This window comes from Pontibacter kalidii (assembly GCF_026278245.1).
GTDB classification, from domain to species: Bacteria; Bacteroidota; Bacteroidia; order Cytophagales; family Hymenobacteraceae; genus Pontibacter; species Pontibacter kalidii.
This window is the reverse complement of record NZ_CP111079.1, coordinates 1,891,006-1,909,745: the sequence shown is the minus strand read 5'-3', so window position 1 is coordinate 1,909,745 and position 18,740 is coordinate 1,891,006. Positions and strand designations below refer to the sequence as shown.

15 protein-coding genes are annotated in these 18,740 nt (G+C 53.4%); 13 read left to right on the top strand and 2 right to left on the bottom strand.

The window, feature by feature from the left end:
• Positions 1-16: 16 nt before the first annotated feature.
• Positions 17-1,033 (bottom strand): UDP-N-acetylmuramate dehydrogenase, encoded by a 1,017-nt coding sequence (gene murB / locus OH144_RS08145; protein ID WP_266205801.1) that lies wholly within the window; start codon positions 1,031-1,033, stop codon positions 17-19.
• Positions 1,034-1,245: 212 nt separating this feature from the next.
• Here murB and OH144_RS08140 point away from each other — a divergent pair, with 212 nt between their 5' ends.
• The 4 genes from OH144_RS08140 to OH144_RS08125 all read left to right on the top strand — a co-directional run bounded on the left by OH144_RS08140 (position 1,246) and on the right by OH144_RS08125 (position 4,500).
• Positions 1,246-1,758 (top strand): hypothetical protein, encoded by a 513-nt coding sequence (locus tag OH144_RS08140; protein WP_266205800.1) that lies wholly within the window; start codon positions 1,246-1,248, stop codon positions 1,756-1,758.
• 1 nt (position 1,759) lies between these two features.
• Positions 1,760-2,509 carry an LVIVD repeat-containing protein gene (locus OH144_RS08135; protein WP_266205799.1) on the top strand — a complete coding sequence of 250 codons (750 nt, stop codon included), beginning with the start codon at positions 1,760-1,762 and terminating at the stop codon, positions 2,507-2,509.
• A gap of 54 nt (positions 2,510-2,563) precedes the next feature.
• Entirely contained in the window at positions 2,564-3,214 is a 651-nt protein-coding gene (locus tag OH144_RS08130; protein ID WP_266205798.1) for a hypothetical protein, read from the top strand.
• A gap of 104 nt (positions 3,215-3,318) precedes the next feature.
• The gene (locus tag OH144_RS08125) at positions 3,319-4,500 is read left to right on the top strand and encodes a THUMP domain-containing class I SAM-dependent RNA methyltransferase (RefSeq protein WP_266205797.1); all 1,182 of its coding nucleotides are present in this window, start codon (positions 3,319-3,321) and stop codon (positions 4,498-4,500) included.
• A 68-nt stretch (positions 4,501-4,568) separates the two neighbouring features.
• Here the strand turns inward: OH144_RS08125 and topA are convergent, their stop codons facing one another.
• On the bottom strand, positions 4,569-7,007 hold the full coding sequence (gene topA / locus OH144_RS08120; RefSeq protein WP_266205796.1) for a type I DNA topoisomerase: 2,439 nt from the start codon (positions 7,005-7,007) through the stop codon (positions 4,569-4,571).
• A gap of 165 nt (positions 7,008-7,172) precedes the next feature.
• Between topA and OH144_RS08115 the strand changes: the two genes are divergently transcribed.
• The 9 genes from OH144_RS08115 (at position 7,173) to OH144_RS08075 (ending at position 18,591) form a co-directional block, all read left to right on the top strand.
• Positions 7,173-7,661 (top strand): SixA phosphatase family protein, encoded by a 489-nt coding sequence (locus OH144_RS08115; protein WP_266205795.1) that lies wholly within the window; start codon positions 7,173-7,175, stop codon positions 7,659-7,661.
• A 108-nt stretch (positions 7,662-7,769) separates the two neighbouring features.
• The gene (locus OH144_RS08110) at positions 7,770-8,516 is read left to right on the top strand and encodes a ParA family protein (RefSeq protein WP_266205794.1); all 747 of its coding nucleotides are present in this window, start codon (positions 7,770-7,772) and stop codon (positions 8,514-8,516) included.
• 169 nt (positions 8,517-8,685) lie between these two features.
• Positions 8,686-13,197, top strand: a complete 4,512-nt coding sequence (locus tag OH144_RS08105; protein ID WP_266205793.1) for a HAMP domain-containing protein — start codon at positions 8,686-8,688, stop codon at positions 13,195-13,197.
• Positions 13,197-13,799 carry a chemotaxis protein CheW gene (locus OH144_RS08100; RefSeq protein WP_266205792.1) on the top strand — a complete coding sequence of 201 codons (603 nt, stop codon included), beginning with the start codon at positions 13,197-13,199 and terminating at the stop codon, positions 13,797-13,799. The genes OH144_RS08105 and OH144_RS08100 overlap by 1 nt, the downstream gene beginning before the upstream one ends.
• Positions 13,800-13,824: 25 nt before the next feature.
• Positions 13,825-14,199: a response regulator gene (locus tag OH144_RS08095; protein WP_266205791.1), complete on the top strand. Its 375-nt coding sequence runs from the start codon at positions 13,825-13,827 to the stop codon at positions 14,197-14,199.
• A 61-nt stretch (positions 14,200-14,260) separates the two neighbouring features.
• Positions 14,261-15,382 (top strand): chemotaxis protein CheB, encoded by a 1,122-nt coding sequence (locus tag OH144_RS08090; RefSeq protein WP_266206318.1) that lies wholly within the window; start codon positions 14,261-14,263, stop codon positions 15,380-15,382.
• Positions 15,357-16,997 (top strand): chemotaxis protein CheA, encoded by a 1,641-nt coding sequence (locus tag OH144_RS08085; RefSeq protein WP_266205790.1) that lies wholly within the window; start codon positions 15,357-15,359, stop codon positions 16,995-16,997. Before OH144_RS08090 ends, OH144_RS08085 begins: the two co-directional genes overlap by 26 nt.
• Positions 16,998-17,031: 34 nt before the next feature.
• A complete protein-coding gene (locus tag OH144_RS08080; protein WP_266205789.1) occupies positions 17,032-17,679 on the top strand; it encodes a chemotaxis protein CheC in 648 nt (215 codons plus the stop codon).
• 99 nt (positions 17,680-17,778) lie between these two features.
• A complete protein-coding gene (locus tag OH144_RS08075; RefSeq protein ID WP_266205788.1) occupies positions 17,779-18,591 on the top strand; it encodes a putative phage abortive infection protein in 813 nt (270 codons plus the stop codon).
• Positions 18,592-18,740: the final 149 nt, after the last annotated feature.

Below are 18,740 nucleotides of genomic sequence, written 5' to 3'. Positions count from 1 at the left end.
AAGCAGGCAGCCTATGTTACATGATGTTCACCTCCGGGCTTAGTTGTATGCCGAACTTCTCCTTTACCGAGTCAATCACCTCGAAAGCCAGCTTGCGGATGTCCTCGCCTTTGGCCCCGCCATAGTTTACCAGCACCAGCGCCTGGTTTTTGTGCACGCCGTAGTTTCCGATTACTTTACCTTTCCAGCCGCACTGCTCTATCAGCCAGCCGGCCGGCACCTTTACGGTTGTTTCAGAAACGGGGTAGGAGGGGATAGCCGGGTAATGTTTTTGCAGCTCCTCATACTGACTTAGGGGAATTTCCGGATTTTTGAAGAAACTGCCCGCATTGCCGATCTGCTTTGGGTCCGGGAGCTTGCTTTGGCGGATGTGGCAAACGGCGGCGCTCACGTGGTGGATGCTCGGCTCCTGTACCTGCATCTCCTCCAGCGTGCTTATTATGGCACCGTAGGAGGTGTTGGGGCGGTGCTTTTTGTGTAGCTTGAAAACCACGTGCGTGACAATGTACTGCCCTTTCAGCTCGTTCTTGAAGATACTCTCCCGGTACCCGAAGCGGCACGCTCCGTTGTCGAAAATACGTACTTCGCCCGTCTCAACATTCACCGCCTCTAGCTCCTGGAACACATCTTTCAGCTCCACGCCGTAGGCGCCGATATTTTGCAGCGGCGCAGCGCCCACCGTGCCCGGTATCAGCGAGAGGTTCTCCACGCCACCCAGGTTCATGTTCAGGGTATGGAGCACAAACTCATGCCATACTTCGCCGCCGCCGGCTTTCAAGAATACTTGTTCCTCATCTTCCCCGATCTTACGAATGCCTTTTATCCCGTTCTGCAACACCACGCCGTCGAAATCCCTTGTAAAGAGCAGGTTGCTGCCACCACCAAGTATAAGTTTCTGCTCTTGCTTCAGTTCAGGCATCTGCAGCAGTTCCTGCAGCTCCTCAACCGTTTCGAAGCGGGCAAAGAGCCGGGCCTTTACGTCAATGCCAAAGGTATTGTAGGGTTTTAAAGGGAAATCGGTCTGCAGTCTCATAAGCGGGTTATTTGCGGTAAAGTTAGCTATTTTGTGTTAGAGAGTTTTGGGTCGGGGAGGTGATTTCTGCAGGATTTATACTGCTAGGTGTAGGACACTGTTCTGCTACGCTATTTTAAAAAATATAATAACGTAAAGTTCATATTGAACTTTGTAAATTATTCAATATATTTAATGGTCAATGTTTCAAGGCTTTAACAGATGCGCAAGATATGAGAAAACATGCTAAGAACCTGTTGTTGTTACTGCTGCTGCCGCTGCTGTGCTCCTGTCCGGGGAGCGTAGATCCCATGCCGGAGTCGGCTTACGTTCCGATCCTGATGAGCCGCCAGCAGCTTGAGGCCTCCATCCTCCAAAAGGAGCCACGAACCATCTCCAACGCCGGCAAAATCTATCGACACGGCCACTACATTCTGGTAAACGAGCTCTACAAAGGGGTGCACATAATCGACAACAAGAATCCCGAGGCGCCTGTTAATCTTGCCTTTATACAGGTGCCCGGCTGTGTGGATCTGGCGGTGAAGGATAATGTGTTATACGTTGACAACGCGGTAGACCTTCTGGCCATTAAACTGGGCGACCTAACCAGCCTGCAGGTTGCCAAGCGGGTTCGCAATGCCCTGCCAGGCTTGTTGCCTCCCGATAACTTAGGAGTAGTATATGATATGGCTGGCGCACCAGAGGAGGCCATTATTGTGGGTTGGGAACTTAAAAAGAGCGAATAACATGAGGAAGCTTTACAATATCATCCTTACTGTACTGGCTTGCGGCGTGCTGTTTTCCTGCACCACGGATAATGCAGCTGCACCTGCGGCTGATGGTGTGCAGGGCGCAGGCGGCTCGATGGCCAGATTCGCCATCAACGGCAATTACTTGTATGCCGTGGACCACTCCAACCTGCATGTATTCAACATCAGCATCCCGGAAGACCCGCAACAGGGGCAGCAGGTGCCCATAGGCTTCGGCATCGAAACCATTTTCCCCTTCGAAGACAAGCTGTTTATCGGTACCCAGACCGGCATGCACATCTACAGCATCCAGCAGCCGGAGTCCCCAAAGCATATCTCCCAGTACCAGCACGTGGTGAGCTGCGATCCGGTGGTGACGGATGGCCGCTATGCCTATGTTACGCTTAGTACGGGCACCGCCTGCCGGCAGGCCATTAATGAGCTCCAGATCGTGGACTTGCAGAACATCACCGCCCCAACGCTCCTCAAGCAGTATGGCATGACTAACCCCAAGGGCCTGGGAATAGACCAGGGTAAACTTTTTGTGTGCGACGAGGGGCTGAAAGTATACGATGCTACGGATGTGATGGAGCTGGAGCTGGTGCAGCACTTCCAGATAAAAGCCTTCGACGTGATTCCTGACAACGGGCGGCTGCTGGTCATCGGCAGCGATGGCCTGTATCAGTATCGGTTAGAGAACGACAAGCTGAAGCTACTCAGCACCATCCTGATCAAACCTTCCATTTAACCTTATCCCGACCCGCCGATGGTTTACAGGATCATTTCTGGCTGTATACTTTTCATGCTCTTTTTCTTGTCGCAGAGCTATGCGCAGGAGGTTGTTTCCCCTCCTGATAAACAGCTAAGTATAAAATTCAGTCCGCAGCACTTGTTCGTAAATGGCCTGCACCTCTATGCCGAGAAGCTGCCGGAGCCTGGAGGGCGGCATGGCTTTGTGCTGTCACCCAGGCTGTATGTTGGCAATTCGAAAACGGTTGATGTGTTGGCCGGCCGGAACTGGGAAGGAGAGGAGGAGTCAGAGGTGAGAGGCTACGGCGCAGAGGTACAGCACAAGATCTACCTTAATGATTATGCCAGCCCGTATGACCGCCGGGTGTACCTGGCCTACGGAGCGAACTACCACCACTTTAACGTGGAGTTTGAGCGGGAAGGGTGGGTAAGAGAAACTGACCCGGAGGGGCTGGAGGTGTATCGACACCGGATGCGCCCCTTCCATGAGAAAATAAACCGGGTAGGGGGAGTCGGCTTGATAGGCCTTCAGGTCCCGGCAGCTGAGGGGGTATTGTTGTTTGATTTCTATGTCGGGGCTGCTCTCAAGAAAAGCTCCATCAGCACCGACTACAGCCAGGTGCGCTACGATCGAAATGCTTTCGATTTCGGTTATTCAGGCCTCCATTTTGTCAGCGGTATCACCCTTGGGGTCGCGCTGTAGGCACAAAACAGGTGTTGGCCTGCTTGCTCTAAAGCCGCCTGGCAATGCCTTATTCGGAACTCGCGGTACTATCCGCTATCTTTGCACCGGATAAAGTATAAAGTATGGCGAAGAAGACACCGAACGAGAATTTTAATATCATAGTGACCACGCTCTCCGGATTGGAGGAAGTACTGGCAGAGGAACTACGCGCACTGGACATGGAGTTCGTGAAAGTGGGCAACCGCGCCGTGACCTGCTCGGGAAATATGCGCCAGCTTTACGAGGCCAACTTGTGGTGCCGCACCGCTATCCGTATTCTCAGGCCCATCCGCCAGTTTAAGGCCCGCGACGAAAAAAGCCTTTATGAGCAGGTGCAGAAAACTAACTGGGCGGAGATCATGGACCTGGGCATGACTTTCGCCATTGATGCCGTGGTGAGCCACTCTACCTTCGAGCACTCGCTGTATGTGTCGCAGCTGACGAAAGACGCCATCGTAGACCAGTTCCGGGCAAAGACGGGAGAGCGGCCGTCGGTGGACCGGATCCGCCCGGATGTGCGCCTGAACCTGCACATGCACGACAACGTGGTCACCCTTTCGCTCGATTCCTCCGGTGACTCGCTGCACCGCCGGGGCTACCGCCTGCAAACCAACGTGGCGCCGCTCAATGAGGTGCTGGCAGCGGGAATCATCGCTTTGTCAGGCTGGGATCAACAGTCTCCCTTCGTTGACCCGATGTGTGGCTCCGGTACGTTTCTGATAGAAGCCGCGCTGATGGCGCAGAACATGGCGCCGGGACTTTTCCGCCGCGACCCCTTTGGTTTTGAGAAGTGGAAGGATTACAACGAGCAGCTGTTCGAGCTGGTTTGGAACACCGCTGAGGCGAAAGCGAAGAGCACCCCGCAGGCGCAGATCATCGGCTATGACCTGGATGCCGACTATGTAGCAGCCGCACGAAACAACATCGAGAATGCCGGCCTGGAAAGTTTCATCAAAGTGGAGCAGGCGAACTTTTTCGAGACGCAGGCGCCAAAGGGCCATGGCGTGGTGGTGATGAACCCGCCTTATAACGAGCGCATCCAGTCTGACGACATCAACCTGCTCTACAAACAAATTGGCGATACGTTAAAGCAGAGCTACCAGGGCTATGATGCCTTCGTGTTTACCGGGAACCTGGAAGCTGCTAAAAATGTGGGCCTGCGCACCTCCCGCCGTGTGCCGCTGTACAACGGCTCCATCGAGTGCCGCCTGCTCAAGTACGAGCTGTACCGCGGCTCCAGGAGAAGCGGGGCGGAGGCAGAGTAGTCCCAACCTCCCACAAACGAAAAGAGCACCTGGTGAAGGTGCTCTTTTCGTTTGATTTATACTTCTGGCTAGGCCTTTTTCTTCGGTGCAGCCTTTTTGGCGGTCGTAGCCTTCTTGGCTGGGGCTTTCTTCGCCTTGGCCGCTGGCTTCTTCGCAGCGGCCGGTTTATCGGCATCCGCTTTTTTCTTGAAGCCGCCGCGTCCTTTCTTCTCGGGCGTGGCCTCTGCCAACTCAACGCATTCCTGCAGCGTCAGCTCGCTCGGCTCCTTGCCCTTGGGTATCTTCACGTTCTTCTTGCCTGCCACAATGTAGGGACCGTAGCGGCCGTTTAGCACCTGAATGTCCGGGTTCTCGGGGAACGTCTTGATCACTTTCTCCGCATCGGCCTTGCGCTTCGCCTCAATCAGGGCAACTGCTTCCTCGGCCGTTACCTTGAGCGGGTCCAGCGTCTTGGGCAGGGAGTAGAACTTGCTGTTATGGCTGATGTAGGGACCAAAGCGCCCGATGGCGGCCTTCATTTCCTTGTCTTCGTACACCCCCACAATGCGGGGCAGCTTAAACAACTCCAGTGCGTCTTCCAGGGCCAGGCTCTCGATAAACTGCCCTTTGCGCAGGCTGGCGTACACTGGTTTCTCGCCCGTTTCCTCGTTCTCCTCGCCCAGCTGCACATACGGACCGTAGCGGCCCAGCTTGGCGATGATCGCTTTGCCTGTAGCCGGATCGTTGCCCAACTCGCGTGCTCCGGAAACATCAGCCCTGGAAACATTCTCGCTCGACTCGATACGCTCATGGAACTTCTGGTAGAACTGATCCAGCATATTCTCCCACTCCTTCGTGCCCTGCGCGATCTCGTCAAACTCAGCCTCCACGCGTGCCGTGAACGAGTAGTCGATCACGTTCGGGAAGTGCTCCACCAAAAAGTCGTTTACGACCATAGCCGTATCCGTAGGGAAGAGTTTGGCTTTCTCGGCACCCGTAATCTCCGTTTTGGTCTGCGTGGTGATGTTATCTTTTTTCAGCGTGAGCACCTGGAAGTTGCGCTCCTTACCTTCGCGGCTGTCTTTCTCCACATAGCCGCGCTTCTGGATGGTGGAGATGGTAGGGGCGTAAGTGGACGGACGCCCGATGCCCATTTCCTCCAGTTTCTTCACCAGGCTGGCCTCTGTGTAGCGGGCCGGTGGACGGCTGTAACGCTGCGTGGCCAGCATCTGGCGCAGGTCTATATGTTGCCCGATGCTCAGCGGCGGCAACATGCCTTTCACATCCTCGTCAGTGCCTTCGTCTTCATCGTCTTTCGACTCGATATATACTTTCAGGAAGCCCTCGAACTTGATCACCTCCCCGGTAGCCTGCAGTTTCTGGTCTGGCTGCGTGGAGATGCCGATGGTAACAGTGGTTTTCTCAATTTCGGCGTCAGCCATTTGCGAGGCAATGGCGCGTTTCCAGATTAGTTCGTAAAGGCGCTGCTCGTTGCGGTCGCTGCTGGCTACCATCTTGGAGAAGTCGGTAGGGCGGATGGCTTCGTGCGCCTCCTGTGCTGAGGCAGATTTTGTTTTGAAGCGGCGCGTTTTTACAAATTTATCCCCAAAGGAGCTCGCGATCTCCTTCGAAGCCCCTTGTATCGCCTCATCCGATAAATTCACGGAGTCGGTACGCATGTAGGAAATCTTACCGGCCTCGTACAGGCGCTGCGCGATCGTCATGGTTTGGGCCACCGAGAAGTATAACTTGCGGCTGGCCTCCTGCTGCAGGGTAGAGGTTGTAAACGGCGGGGCGGGGCTGCGCTTGAGTGGCTTCTGCTCCAGGTTCTCGATAGCATATGCTGCGCCGATACATTTCTGCAAAAAAGCCTGCGCTTCTTCCTCTGTCCTGAACTTCTGCGGAAGTTCTGCCTCCAGCGTGCGTCCCTGTACATCAAAGTTAGCCGTGATGCGGAAGGAGGCCTCTGCTTTATGGCGCTCAATTTCCCGCTCGCGCTCCACCACCAAACGTACTGCCACCGATTGTACACGCCCGGCAGAAAGACCTGTCTTGATCTTCTTCCAGAGCACCGGCGACAGCTCGAAACCAACCAAACGGTCGAGTATGCGGCGTGCCTGCTGGGCGTTTACCAGGTCCATGTCGATGCCGCGCGGGGTGCTGATGGCATTAAGGATGGCGTTTTTGGTAATCTCTCGGAACACGATGCGGCGTGTCTTGGCGTCGTTTAGGTTCAGGGCCTCGGTCAGGTGCCACGAAATGGCCTCCCCCTCGCGGTCGTCGTCCGACGCGAGCCAGACGATCTCGGCCTCTTTTGCCAGCTTGCGCAACTGCGCCACCACCTCCCTTTTATCGCTGGATACGACATAGGTAGGCTTGAACCCGTGCTCTATGTCGATGGCGTTGTTGTCTTTAGGCAAATCGCGCACATGGCCGAAGCTGGACTTCACAACAAAGTCTTTTCCTAAATATCCCTCTATCGTTTTTGCCTTGGCAGGCGACTCTACTATGACTAAGTTTTTTATCATCCTTTATATTTACAGGCAAACAAGGCCAATATTTGCCCAAAGTTCAAATTTTTTTTTCAACAATTACAACCTCATCCGTATAAGAAGGGTTTAACTACGCGTGAAATACCAGATGGCCTCAGGGCCGGATCAGTGCTATACCTATACGTTCACCTGACAGATTCTATGCAAAGAATTATACTTCTCTGCCGCCATGCCGAAGCGTATGACCCATTTCCGCTTCAGCCTGACTTTGAACGAGAGCTTACTCCACTTGGCCAGCAGCAGGCCCGAAATGCCGGTAAATGGCTACGTGAAAAATTTTCGAAAGCAGATGCTATTTTGGCAAGTCCGGCTAACAGGGCCAATGCCACAGCCCGCCTTATTGCCGGCCGCTTATACTTCAGCGAGGAGCAGATTACCTACAATCCCGACCTCTACAACGCCCGTGAGAGCCTCCTGATCAGGAGCCTGGGGGAACTGCCGGACCACGTGAAGCAGGTACTGCTGGTGGCCCATAACCCTGGTATAACCCGCCTGGCCCGCGAATTAACGGATGAACTGCAGCTTGGTTACCTGGACCCTGCCAGTGTGGTGGCTGTGGTCCTGGAACTAAAGCAATGGCAGGACATCCATGTCACGACCGGCCTGCTGCTGGACCATTATAAAGGCTAAAAGCCGTTTTCTTTAACCCCGGCATACTTTCAAATCATACTTTATTTCTATAGTTTAGTGGCATGGCTGGTATTCTACCAGCTATACTGCACCCTTAACACCAACCTGATGAAGACTAATGTAGTGGCCGTTATCAACCAGAAAGGCGGCACTGGCAAAACAACTACAACCATAAACCTGGGCAGTGCGCTCAGCAAGCTCGGCAAAAAAGTGCTGCTCCTGGACCTGGACCCGCAAAGCAACCTTTCCTACTCTCTGGCTGTTACCAGCCCGGACGCCACGCTGGCCGACGTTTTCCAGGGCGACAGGAGCATAAACGAGGTAATGGTAGAAAAGAACGGTCTTTGGGTAGTGCCTGGTTCCAATGAACTGGTAGATATTGAGATCTCTCTGGTGACGCAGCCGGAGCGGGAGAAGTTCCTGAAGTCCATACTTGCTCAGGCCAAAGGCTTCGATTTTATCCTGATAGACTGTCCTCCCTCGCTATCGGTGCTGACCCTGAACGCGCTCACTGCGGCGCAGGAGGTGCTAATACCTTTGCAGATGGAGGTACTGACGCTGCAGGGGCTCGACCAGATCATGAATACGGTGCAAAAGGTGAAAAAAACTTTCAATTCGAAACTTAAAATCAAAGGAATCGTAGTGGTGATGTTTGATATGCGCCGCAAGCTGAGTCTGGAAGTGTTGGAGTACCTGCAGGAGAACGTGAAGGAGAAGATTTTCCGCAGCCAGATCCGGATGAACGTCAAGCTGGCAGAAGCCCCCTCGTTCGGCAAAAGTGTCCTGGACTATGATGCATCTTCCTACGGAGCCCGCGATTATGCTGCGCTGGCCGAGGAATACCTGGAAGCTTAGAAGATAAAGGTTCGCTGAGACCGCATTATTTCATACTTTTATAGTAAATTGCACTACTTGTACACCTGTTGCTGTGCTGCCGCACGCTTCCTGACTGGAGTTGTGGCGGCGCAAAAAGGTTAAGAGATACCCTATTCCAACCAAACGAATTATGGCCTTAGGTAAAAACTTGAAGTTGAGTAAAGAGAAGCTCATCAGTGACGTAGAAGCCAAAGAAGAGAATAAATCCGCTCCCCGGGCGAAGGCTGAGAAAGGAGGCGCCACCACATCCGTGGCAGAGGCTCCTGCCAAACCAGCTGCCCCAACTGTTGTGACGGATCCATCGGCCGAACCCGCCAAGCCAGCCGCAGAGAAAACTGCTCCAGCCAAGAAGCAGCGGCAGGGCAAGCTGCCAAGCAACCCCGACTATATAAGCGATCAACTGAACCGGGTGCTTTATGCCCTCGATGCCTTTAAGAAGGGTGACGTGTCGGTGCGACTCACCAAACAGAACGACGATATTTTTGCCGATATAGCCGAAGCCTATAATTCGATGGTGGAGATGATCGGCGGTGTAGGCGGCGAGGTGTCGCGTATTTCGAAAGTAGCCGGAGTGGAGGGGAATCTGAAAGCCCGTGCCTCTGCTGAGAATGCTTCCGGCTTCTGGAAGGACATGATCAACAACATCAACGGCCTGGTGGACTCTATCGCGGTGCCGGTACTCGAGGTAGGCAAGGTATTGAAGAATATTTCCCGCGGTAATCTGGATGAGACCTTCCAGATTCCGGTATCCGGTGACTTCAAAGTCATGGCCGAAACCATTAACCGCACCATCGATAACCTGAACCTGTTTGCCGGGGAGGTAACCCGTGTGGCCCTCGAGGTAGGTACAGAGGGTAGACTGGGCGGCCAGGCATCCGTGCCGAACGTAGCCGGTGTGTGGAAGGACCTGACCGACAACGTGAACACGATGGCCTCCAACCTGACTTTCCAGGTGCGTGACATTGCCAACGTAGCAACGGCGGTGGCGAAAGGTGACCTGACGCAGAAGGTGTCGGTGGATGTAAAGGGAGAACTGAGTGAGCTGAAGGAGAACATCAACCGCATGGTGGACTCCCTGAACATTTTTGCTGGTGAGGTAACCCGTGTGGCCCGCGAAGTAGGTACGGAGGGACGCTTGGGCGGCCAGGCGAAAGTGCCTAACGTTGGCGGGGTGTGGAAGGACCTGACCGACAACGTGAACACGATGGCCTCCAACCTGACCTCTCAGATGCGCGACATTGCCAATGTATCTACTGCCGTTGCCAAAGGCGACCTGACCCAGAAGATCACGGTGAATGTGCGTGGGGAGATGGCCGAGCTGAAGGAGAACATCAACCAGATGGTGGACTCGCTCAACATCTTTGCCGGGGAGGTGACCCGCGTGGCCCGTGAAGTAGGAACCGAGGGTAAGCTGGGTGGCCAGGCCAATGTGCCACGAGTTGAGGGTACCTGGAAAGAGCTTACCGACAATGTGAACCTGATGGCAGGTAACCTTACTTCCCAGGTTCGCGACATTGCCAACGTAGCGACCGCGGTGGCCAAGGGTGATTTGACCCAGAAAGTTTCGGTGGACGTGAAAGGCGAGCTGGGTGAACTGAAGGATATCCTGAATGAAATGGTGGACCGACTGAATGTGTTTGGCGCGGAAGTTACCCGTGTAGCACGTGAGGTGGGTACAGAAGGTATACTGGGTGGTCAGGCCAACGTGCCAAACGTGGCCGGTATCTGGAAAGAGTTGACTGACAACGTGAACTCCATGGCCTCCAACTTGACACTGCAAGTGCGCGATATTGCTAATGTAGCGACTGCGGTGGCGAAAGGCGATTTGAGCCAGAAGATCACGGTAAATGTAAAAGGAGAGCTTGCCGACCTGAAGGAGAACCTGAACCAGATGGTGGACTCGCTCAACATCTTTGCTGACGAGGTGACCCGTGTGGCCCGTGAGGTAGGAACCGAGGGTAAGCTGGGTGGACAGGCCAATGTGCCGAACGTTGGCGGAACCTGGAAAAACCTAACCGATAACGTAAACACGATGGCTTCTAACCTGACTTCTCAGGTGCGTGACATCGCTAATGTATCTACTGCCGTTGCGAAGGGAGACCTGACACAGAAAGTATCGGTGGACGTGAAAGGGGAGATGGCCGAGCTGAAGGAGAACATCAACCGCATGGTGGACTCGCTCAACATCTTCGCTGGGGAAGTAACCCGCGTGGCGCTGGAGGTAGGTACCGAAGGACGCCTCGGTGGCCAGGCCAACGTGCCGAACGTGGCCGGGGTATGGAAAGACCTGACCGACAATGTAAACATTATGGCTTCCAACCTGACAACACAGGTGCGTGGTATAGCCAAAGTAGCCACCGCGGTAGCGAAAGGCGATTTGAGCCAGAAAATCACGGTTGAAGCCCGTGGCGAGCTCCTTGACTTGAAGGAGAACCTGAACCAGATGGTGGACTCGCTCAACATCTTCGGTGACGAGGTAACCCGTGTGGCGCGTGAAGTAGGTACCGAGGGTAAGCTGGGAGGACAGGCCAATGTGCCGAACGTAGGTGGGACCTGGAAAGACTTAACCGATAACGTGAACTACATGGCCAGCAACCTGACCTCTCAGGTACGGGATATTGCCAAAGTAGCGACCGCTGTTGCGAAAGGGGACCTAAGCCAAAAGATCACGGTAGAAGCTCGTGGCGAGCTCCTCGATTTGAAGGAGAACCTGAACCAGATGGTGGACTCACTCAACATCTTTGCTGACGAGGTAACTCGTGTGGCGCGTGAAGTGGGTACAGAAGGACGCCTCGGTGGCCAGGCCAATGTGCCGAAAGTACGTGGTACCTGGAAGGAGCTGACCGACAACGTGAACACGATGGCCTCCAACCTGACACTGCAGGTTCGTGACATCGCCAAAGTGGCCACGGCGGTAGCGAAAGGTGACTTGACCCAGAAAGTATCGGTGGATGTGAAGGGTGAGTTGAATGAGCTGAAGGAGAATATGAACCGCATGGTGGACTCGCTCAACATCTTCGCTGGGGAAGTAACCCGCGTGGCGCTGGAGGTAGGTACCGAAGGACGCCTCGGTGGCCAGGCCAACGTGCCGAACGTGGCCGGGGTATGGAAAGACCTGACCGATAATGTAAACACGATGGCTTCTAACCTGACAACACAGGTGCGTGGCATCGTAAAAGTAGTAACCGCAGTATCAAAAGGAGACCTGACGCAGAAGCTGATGCTGCAGGCGAAAGGAGAAATGGCTGACCTGGCCGATACGATCAATACCATGGTGGTCGACCTGAACCGCCTGGCCGGAGAGGTTTCCCGTGTGGCCAGAGTGGCGGGTGTGGAAGGTAAACTGACCGAGCGCGCCACGCTGCAGGGTGTGGGCGGAAGCTGGAAGGAACTGGTAGACACGCTTAACGACCTGCTGGAATCTATTGTAACACCGGTACTGGATGTATCACGCGTGGTACGTGCCATCTCTGAGGGTGATCTGACCCAGAAAGTAGAGGCCCAAACTGCCGGTGACATCCTGGACATGGCCAACGCGCTGAACCTTGCCGTTGACAACCTGAACGCTCTCCTTGGTGAAATCAACGACTCCTCTTTGGTGGTAGGTTCTTCTTCTGAAGAAATGGCTGGCAAAGGGCTGGAGATGAACAAGGTGACGCTGGATGTGGCACTTGCCATGCAGCAGATGGCAGAGGGTGCGCAAAATCAAGCACTCAAAACAGACCAGGCCTTTAAGCTGATCGAAGAGATCATGAAAGCGACCAAGGAAACGGCTAACCGTGCCGAGGTGGTGAACAAGTCGGCCCTTCTCGGTGAGGAAAGTTCGCAGATTGGTCTGAAGACAGTGGCGGAAGTGGTGAAGAACATGGAGGAAATTTCCAGCTCAGCAGCTCTTACGTCAAAAACGATTGAAGTACTGAGCACACGCTCGCAGGAGATATCAAAATCACTTGGTGTAATCACCGACATCGCCTCGCAGACAAACCTGCTGGCCCTGAATGCTGCCATTGAGGCGGCCCGTGCCGGTGAGGCTGGCCGTGGTTTTGCCGTGGTAGCCGAGGAGATCAGGAAACTGGCCGAAGGCTCACGTAAATCAGCCAGTGAGATTGCCACACTGGTGGAGGACGTGAAAAAAGATACCGCCTCAGCTGCAACAGCTATCTCCACCATGGAGGGCCGAGTACTGAAAGGGAAAAATGCCACGTTTGAGGCATCCGGAGCCTTTAAGAACATTGCTGCTTCCAGTGGTGAAACACTCCGCACGGCGCAGGACATCCTTACCGCAACGGAAGTTCAGAAAACAACGATCGGTGATGTGGTGAAGTATGTGGAGGAAGTGGTAGCCATTGCCGAGCAGACTGCCTCTGGTACGCAGCAGGTAGCCAGTACAGCCAAGCAGCTTTCCGGTTCGATGCAGGAACTAACCTCCTCTTCTCAGAACCTGAACGATATTGCGGCAGACCTGCAGGTGAGTATCTCTGCCTTTAAGCTGATTGACGGCAACCTTGTCTTTAACGAGCGAAAAGCCTTGATGGCCTCTATTCCGACAAACCATCAGCGCAAGCAAAGAAACCAGACCGGTAACAAAAGAGTGGCAACAGACTCGCCACGCAAAATCAATGATTCAATAAAACTGGGAGGAGACGGCAAGAAGAATTAATGGCAAAGGAATCAAAATCCCAAAAGAAGACTACTGCGCCTGAACCTGCCGAAGCGCAGCCAGTGGCTGCCAAGGCAGAGCCTGCCGCAGAGAAAAAGGAGCCCGCCACGGTGGATGCTGCCCGCGAACAGGTAAACCCTGAAATGGTGCACCTCATCGTGTTCAGGCTGGGTACCGAGGAGTACGCCATCAGAATAGACCAGGTGAAGGAGGTGACCGTTACTCCCGGTATAACGCGCATGCCGCGCACGCCAGACTTTGTGAAAGGTGTGGCCAACATAAGGGGTGACATCATCGCCATCATTGACCTGGAGAAGCGCTTTATTATCAGACCCAATCCTGAGAAGGCCGGCCTGACGACAAGTTATACCCTGGTGGTGGAGGCTGACGACTACAGCATCGGGGTGGATGTGAAAGAGGTGCCGCAGTCGCTGAACCTGCCGCTGACCAAGATTGACAAGGCCCCCTCTTTTCTGCAGGATGTGAGCGTGAGCGAGAACTTTATCGAGGGCATCGCCAAAACGGACAACAGGCTCATCATCGTGCTGGACATGCACAAGATCCTGACCCAGGATGAGGTAAACCAGTTGCCGAACTTATAAAATCTGAAACTATACTTTAGTAAGTATGAAAAGAATACTGATTGTAGATGATTCCTTCTACATGCGCACGATGCTGAAGAACATGCTCACCGATGCCGGATACGAGATCGTGGGTGAGGCGCCCAACGGACAAACGGCACTGGAGCTGGCACGCGAGACGAAGCCCGACCTTATCACGCTGGATGTAATCCTGCCCGACAACACGGGGCTGGAGGTGCTGAAGGGCATTCGCGCAGAGCAGCCGGAGCAGAAGGTGATAATTGTGAGCGCAGTAGGCCAGGAGGTTATCGTGAACGAAGCCATGGAATATGGCGCCAAATCATACATCGTGAAGCCTTTCTCCGAGGAAAATGTGCTGGAGGTAGTAAGCAAAGTACTCGCAGGCGAGCCAATTAAGTAGCAGGTTTAGGCACGGTGGAAGGGAGTGCTTCATAGTAGAAGAAGTGGAGGAGAAAGGTAAAATGTTACGCGTGCTGATTGCGGATAGCTCGAGCTACTGCAGGATGGTTTTGCAGGATATCATTGGTTCAGCACCAGGCGTGCAGGTCACCGACCTGGCAGCTGACGGGGATGCGCTTCTGAAATCGCTGAAGGCTAAGAAACCCGAGCTGGTGGTGTTGGACCACGACCTGCCCAAGAACGAGAATCTGCTTGCCTTGAAGCGCATCTTCAGCGAAGTGCCGGTACCGGTGCTCCTGTTGCTCCAACAGGAGCAGCTCACCCTGGAATTACTGAAGCAGGCCGTGGAGTTGGGCGTTTACGGCGTAGTGCTGAAACCTGCTAAAAGCCGTTACTATACCAATTACAGAGGTATAGCCCGGGAGGTGTTGCAGAAAGTAATGGCGGTGCATGATACCGATTTGAACGATGCGCAGCTCCGCTACAAGGTGCTGCAACAAGGGGTAGTGCAGTTAAAAGACATGCCTATTGGCTCTGCTGTAAAGGCTGTATCAGAAACGGTGATCGTTATTGGTGCCTCTACAGGGGGGACGCAGGCAGTAGAGCGTATCATTAAGCAGCTTTCGCCGGAGCTGGAGGCAACGGTACTCGTAGCGCTGCACCTGCCGCAAAACTTTACCCGCACCTATGCCGAAAGGCTGCAGGCGCTGACGCCCCTTCGGGTGGTGGAAGGCCGGAAAGGGCTGAAACTGAAGCCCGGAAATGTAATTGTGGCGCCGGGAGGAAGAAATATGGTGGTGCAGACGGTGATGGGAAATAAGACGAACCTGATGATCGCTTTCTCCGAGGACAAAACACCGCTGTTTGACCAGCCCTCTATCGATCTGCTCATGCAGTCTGTGGCGCAAAGTTCTGTCAGGCAGGTGGTTGGGGTAATTCTGACAGGCATGGGAAAGGACGGCACCGCTGGTGCCGCTCATATCAGAGCCCGCGGTGGCCTTGTGGTGGCGCAGGATGAGGAAACCTCTGCCATTTTCGGGATGGCTAAATCTGCCATCGAGAGCGGTTATATAAACGAAGTGCTGCCATTGCAGGAAATACCCGTTTTCCTGAACAAGTTTGTGGCAGGGCAGCAGGTCAGTACAACTGACGGTACATATGAAATCGAGAGAACAGGAGTATAAAGAAATATTTATAGCCGAGGCCCTGGAGTATTTTGATGCACTCAACAGGCATATCAGCACACTGGAAAGGGAGCCGGAGAGCGAAGAGACGCTGGCCGAGATCTTCCGTCTGCTGCATAACCTGAAGGCTAACTCCAAAGCGATTGGGTACCTGCAGATCTCGGACGTGTCGCACAAGCTGGAGACAGCCTTTAGCCTTATCCGGAACAAAGAGCTCTCGTTTAGCGATGAGGTGGTGAAAGTGCTGTTCGATGGCATCGACTTGCTTGGGGAGCTTATCCACAACGTGGACAACCCGGGCTATGGCGAGCCGGACCCCTTGCTGCTGCGCAACCTCGACATTATTGTGGAGAATCTCTCCGACAGTACCATCGAGCTGGCCAAGGTACAGAAGTATAACACTTCTAAAAACCTGGCGCTTTCTGAGCTGATTTACATTCAGATCAAGAAGCTGGACCACATGATGAACCTGGTGGGAGAACTGATGATAGACCGTGACCGTGTTCTTTCCATCAGCCGTGAGTTGAACAATGATGAGCTAAAGAACGTGAGTTCACATCTGTACCGCATCACAGAGGACCTGCAGTACAGCGTTATGGACGCACGTCTCGTAAATATAGGTTCGCTTTTTAACAAGTTTCCGCGCATCGTGCGGGATGTTGCCTCTGCCGAGGGCAAGCAGGTGAATCTGGAACTACAGGGTCATGATATACAGATAGACAGGAACATTCTGCAGATCATGGCGGACTCGCTGCTACACCTGGTGCGCAATGCCATCACGCATGGCCTGGAGAAGCCGGAGGAGCGCGAGTCGAAAGGCAAGAACAAGGTTGGCGTACTAAGGCTGACGGCACAGAGTGACCGCGAGAACGTTTTGCTGCGGCTGCAGGACGACGGCAGGGGGATTGACCTGAAACTGGTGAAGCGGGCGGCGGTGGAGAAGCAGCTTATCTCTGCGGAGTCTGCCCGGGGGATGGCAGACAATGAAGTGTTGTCGCTGTTATTTGAGCCGGGCTTCTCTACGGCAAAGGAGGTCACGGAATTCTCCGGTCGCGGCGTGGGGCTGGATGTGGTGAAGAATGCCATCGACTCCATAGGAGGCCGTATCAACGTAAATTCTGAGAAGGGGAAAGGCACCACCTTTAGCCTGCAGTTACCCTCTTCCATTGCAGTAAAAGGCGCACTGCTGTTCGAGGTGGACAGTATATACTTTGCCATCCCGCTGATACATACAGACCAGGTGGTGTCGCTGGACAAGGATGAGCTGCACGAAGTAGGCAGCGTGCTCATCGCCAACCTGAAAGGGGAGACCGTTACGGTAGTCTACCTGAACGAGCTCCTGAATGCCCCGGAGGCAGAAATGAACCTCGGTGACAAGAGCCGGCTGAATGGACAGGTGCAGAACATCATCATCGTGTCCTACAACAACAGGAAGCTCGGCCTGATTGTAGATAAACTTTACCGGCAGCAGGACATAGTGGTGAAACCGCTAAGCAAGCCGCTGGACCAGATAGATATATATGGGGGCGTCACGCTGTTGGGTACTGGCAAAGTATGCCTGGTATTGGATGTGCCGGCGATCACGCGCTACTTTGTACATAGAAAGCAGGTTTGAGGCGATGGGTAAATCAATTACAAACGAGACAACTATGATGATGGAAGCTCAGATTTCAGAGTTAGAGAGAGATATTATCAAGGAGATACTTAATATAGGTCTGGCACGTGCTGCGGACTCTTTTGCAGCCATTGCAAAAGACAGGGTCTTGCTTAAAGTGCCCGATATTAAGCTGATAGAGGTAAAGGAGCTTCTGGAGTTGGTATCCAAGTATGAGGATTCGCACGTTATCATCCAGTCTGATATCAAAGGAGACTTTAATGGTGCCACACTGATGCTCTTCTCCGATGAGCACGTCGTTCGCCTCTCGCAGGTATGCCTGGGCCTGGAGGAGGTACAGCAGGGAGAACTGTCGGTTATGCAGGAGTCGCTGTTGCTGGAGATCAGCAATATTATTACCGGAGCCCTTGTCACCCAGATGGCCAATATCCTGAAGGCCAGTATCTATGGTTCGCCGCCTAAAGCGCCGAAAGGATACATTGCTGACTCTCTAAAAGATATTCTGGTGCAGCACCCTCTGTTCCAGCCGCTTGTATTCACCGTCATCACCCGTTTTACCCATAATTCCAGAAGCGTAGAGCTGCCGCTGTTGCTGTTCTTCGACTCAAAGACATTTTTGCACATCATCGAGATCATCCGCAATTTTGACCTGGGCAAAACAAATCTGATGGAAACCGACTGAGGCAAATTGCAGTAGTGTAGCTTATCTGACAGGGGAGGCCATACTTTAAAAGTACAAGTATAAGCCGCCGCACAACCGAGATGAAGTGATACTTCTTGCATGCCACAGCCAAAACAACGACTCAGCAAGTATGAGATTACCGGTTACATCCTGATTATTGCAGGAGCGGTGGTGCTTGTCTGGGGTACGATAAAGTTTAACCTCGCCGAAGAACTATACCTCGACCCGGCCGACCGGGAAGGGGTTTTCGGGCAGTATGGCGAGTTTATCGGTGGCATTGTCGGGTCGCTGTGGGCGCTGGCCGGCGTGTTCCTTTTCTTTGCCACCCTAACCTACCAGAAACGCGAGTTTGAATTACAGCGCTTCGAGCTGCATAAAACGCAGAAGATCTTTCAGCAGCAGAATTTCTCCACGCTCTACATCAGCTTCATCCAGAAGCACAACGACATCATCAACTCCCTGGTCGCCTACGACATCAACAAGAGCGACTGGAGCGGATCGAACTTTTTCGTCTTCTTCCAGGAGAAGGTGCTCACCTCCTTTGTGCAGAAAACGCGCACCCTGGAGCCGCCGGAGAAGACAGCGGCTGCCCTGCACCAGCTTTTCCGGGATTACTTCACCTACCACTTCACCTTTTACCACAACTCCCTTAACCCGTACCTGAAGAATCTGAGCGTGCTCTTTAAGCTCATCCAGCGCTACAGAGCAGAGACGCAGGACCAGGGCGAGTACTACAGCTTCATCACCAAGGCCAACTTCACACAGGCAGAGCTGTTCCTGATCTACCACGTGGTGCAGTTCAATCTGCTGAAAGAGTTTACAGCTATAGACAATGCCTTTGACATGTTTGAGGACATGGCTGAGAAGTATAAGGTCGAGTACATTGTGGAGCAGGAGCTGCCGGAGAAATAGCCAAAGCAACGCCTGACATCACTTTAGGGTAACAACCGTATGAAATTATTAACCCATTGACAGGCAATAAAGTATAACTTTGTTCCCATGTTTTACCTTTGATAATAGAGCCGGATTTCGTTTTTTTGCTCTCTTATTAATTCTTTTAA

Bases quoted from the DNA above. Each gene is read 5' to 3' on its own strand.
- murB (WP_266205801.1), bottom strand. From the start codon at position 1,033: ATGAGACTGCAGACCGATTTCCCTTTAAAACCCTACAATACCTTTGGC.
- OH144_RS08140 (WP_266205800.1), top strand. From the start codon at position 1,246: ATGAGAAAACATGCTAAGAACCTGTTGTTGTTACTGCTGCTGCCGCTG.
- OH144_RS08135 (WP_266205799.1), top strand. From the start codon at position 1,760: ATGAGGAAGCTTTACAATATCATCCTTACTGTACTGGCTTGCGGCGTG.
- OH144_RS08130 (WP_266205798.1), top strand. From the start codon at position 2,564: ATGCTCTTTTTCTTGTCGCAGAGCTATGCGCAGGAGGTTGTTTCCCCT.
- OH144_RS08125 (WP_266205797.1), top strand. From the start codon at position 3,319: ATGGCGAAGAAGACACCGAACGAGAATTTTAATATCATAGTGACCACG.
- topA (WP_266205796.1), bottom strand. From the start codon at position 7,007: ATGATAAAAAACTTAGTCATAGTAGAGTCGCCTGCCAAGGCAAAAACG.
- OH144_RS08115 (WP_266205795.1), top strand. From the start codon at position 7,173: ATGCAAAGAATTATACTTCTCTGCCGCCATGCCGAAGCGTATGACCCA.
- OH144_RS08110 (WP_266205794.1), top strand. From the start codon at position 7,770: ATGAAGACTAATGTAGTGGCCGTTATCAACCAGAAAGGCGGCACTGGC.
- OH144_RS08100 (WP_266205792.1), top strand. From the start codon at position 13,197: ATGGCAAAGGAATCAAAATCCCAAAAGAAGACTACTGCGCCTGAACCT.
- OH144_RS08095 (WP_266205791.1), top strand. From the start codon at position 13,825: ATGAAAAGAATACTGATTGTAGATGATTCCTTCTACATGCGCACGATG.
- OH144_RS08090 (WP_266206318.1), top strand. From the start codon at position 14,261: ATGTTACGCGTGCTGATTGCGGATAGCTCGAGCTACTGCAGGATGGTT.
- OH144_RS08085 (WP_266205790.1), top strand. From the start codon at position 15,357: ATGAAATCGAGAGAACAGGAGTATAAAGAAATATTTATAGCCGAGGCC.
- OH144_RS08080 (WP_266205789.1), top strand. From the start codon at position 17,032: ATGATGATGGAAGCTCAGATTTCAGAGTTAGAGAGAGATATTATCAAG.
- OH144_RS08075 (WP_266205788.1), top strand. From the start codon at position 17,779: ATGCCACAGCCAAAACAACGACTCAGCAAGTATGAGATTACCGGTTAC.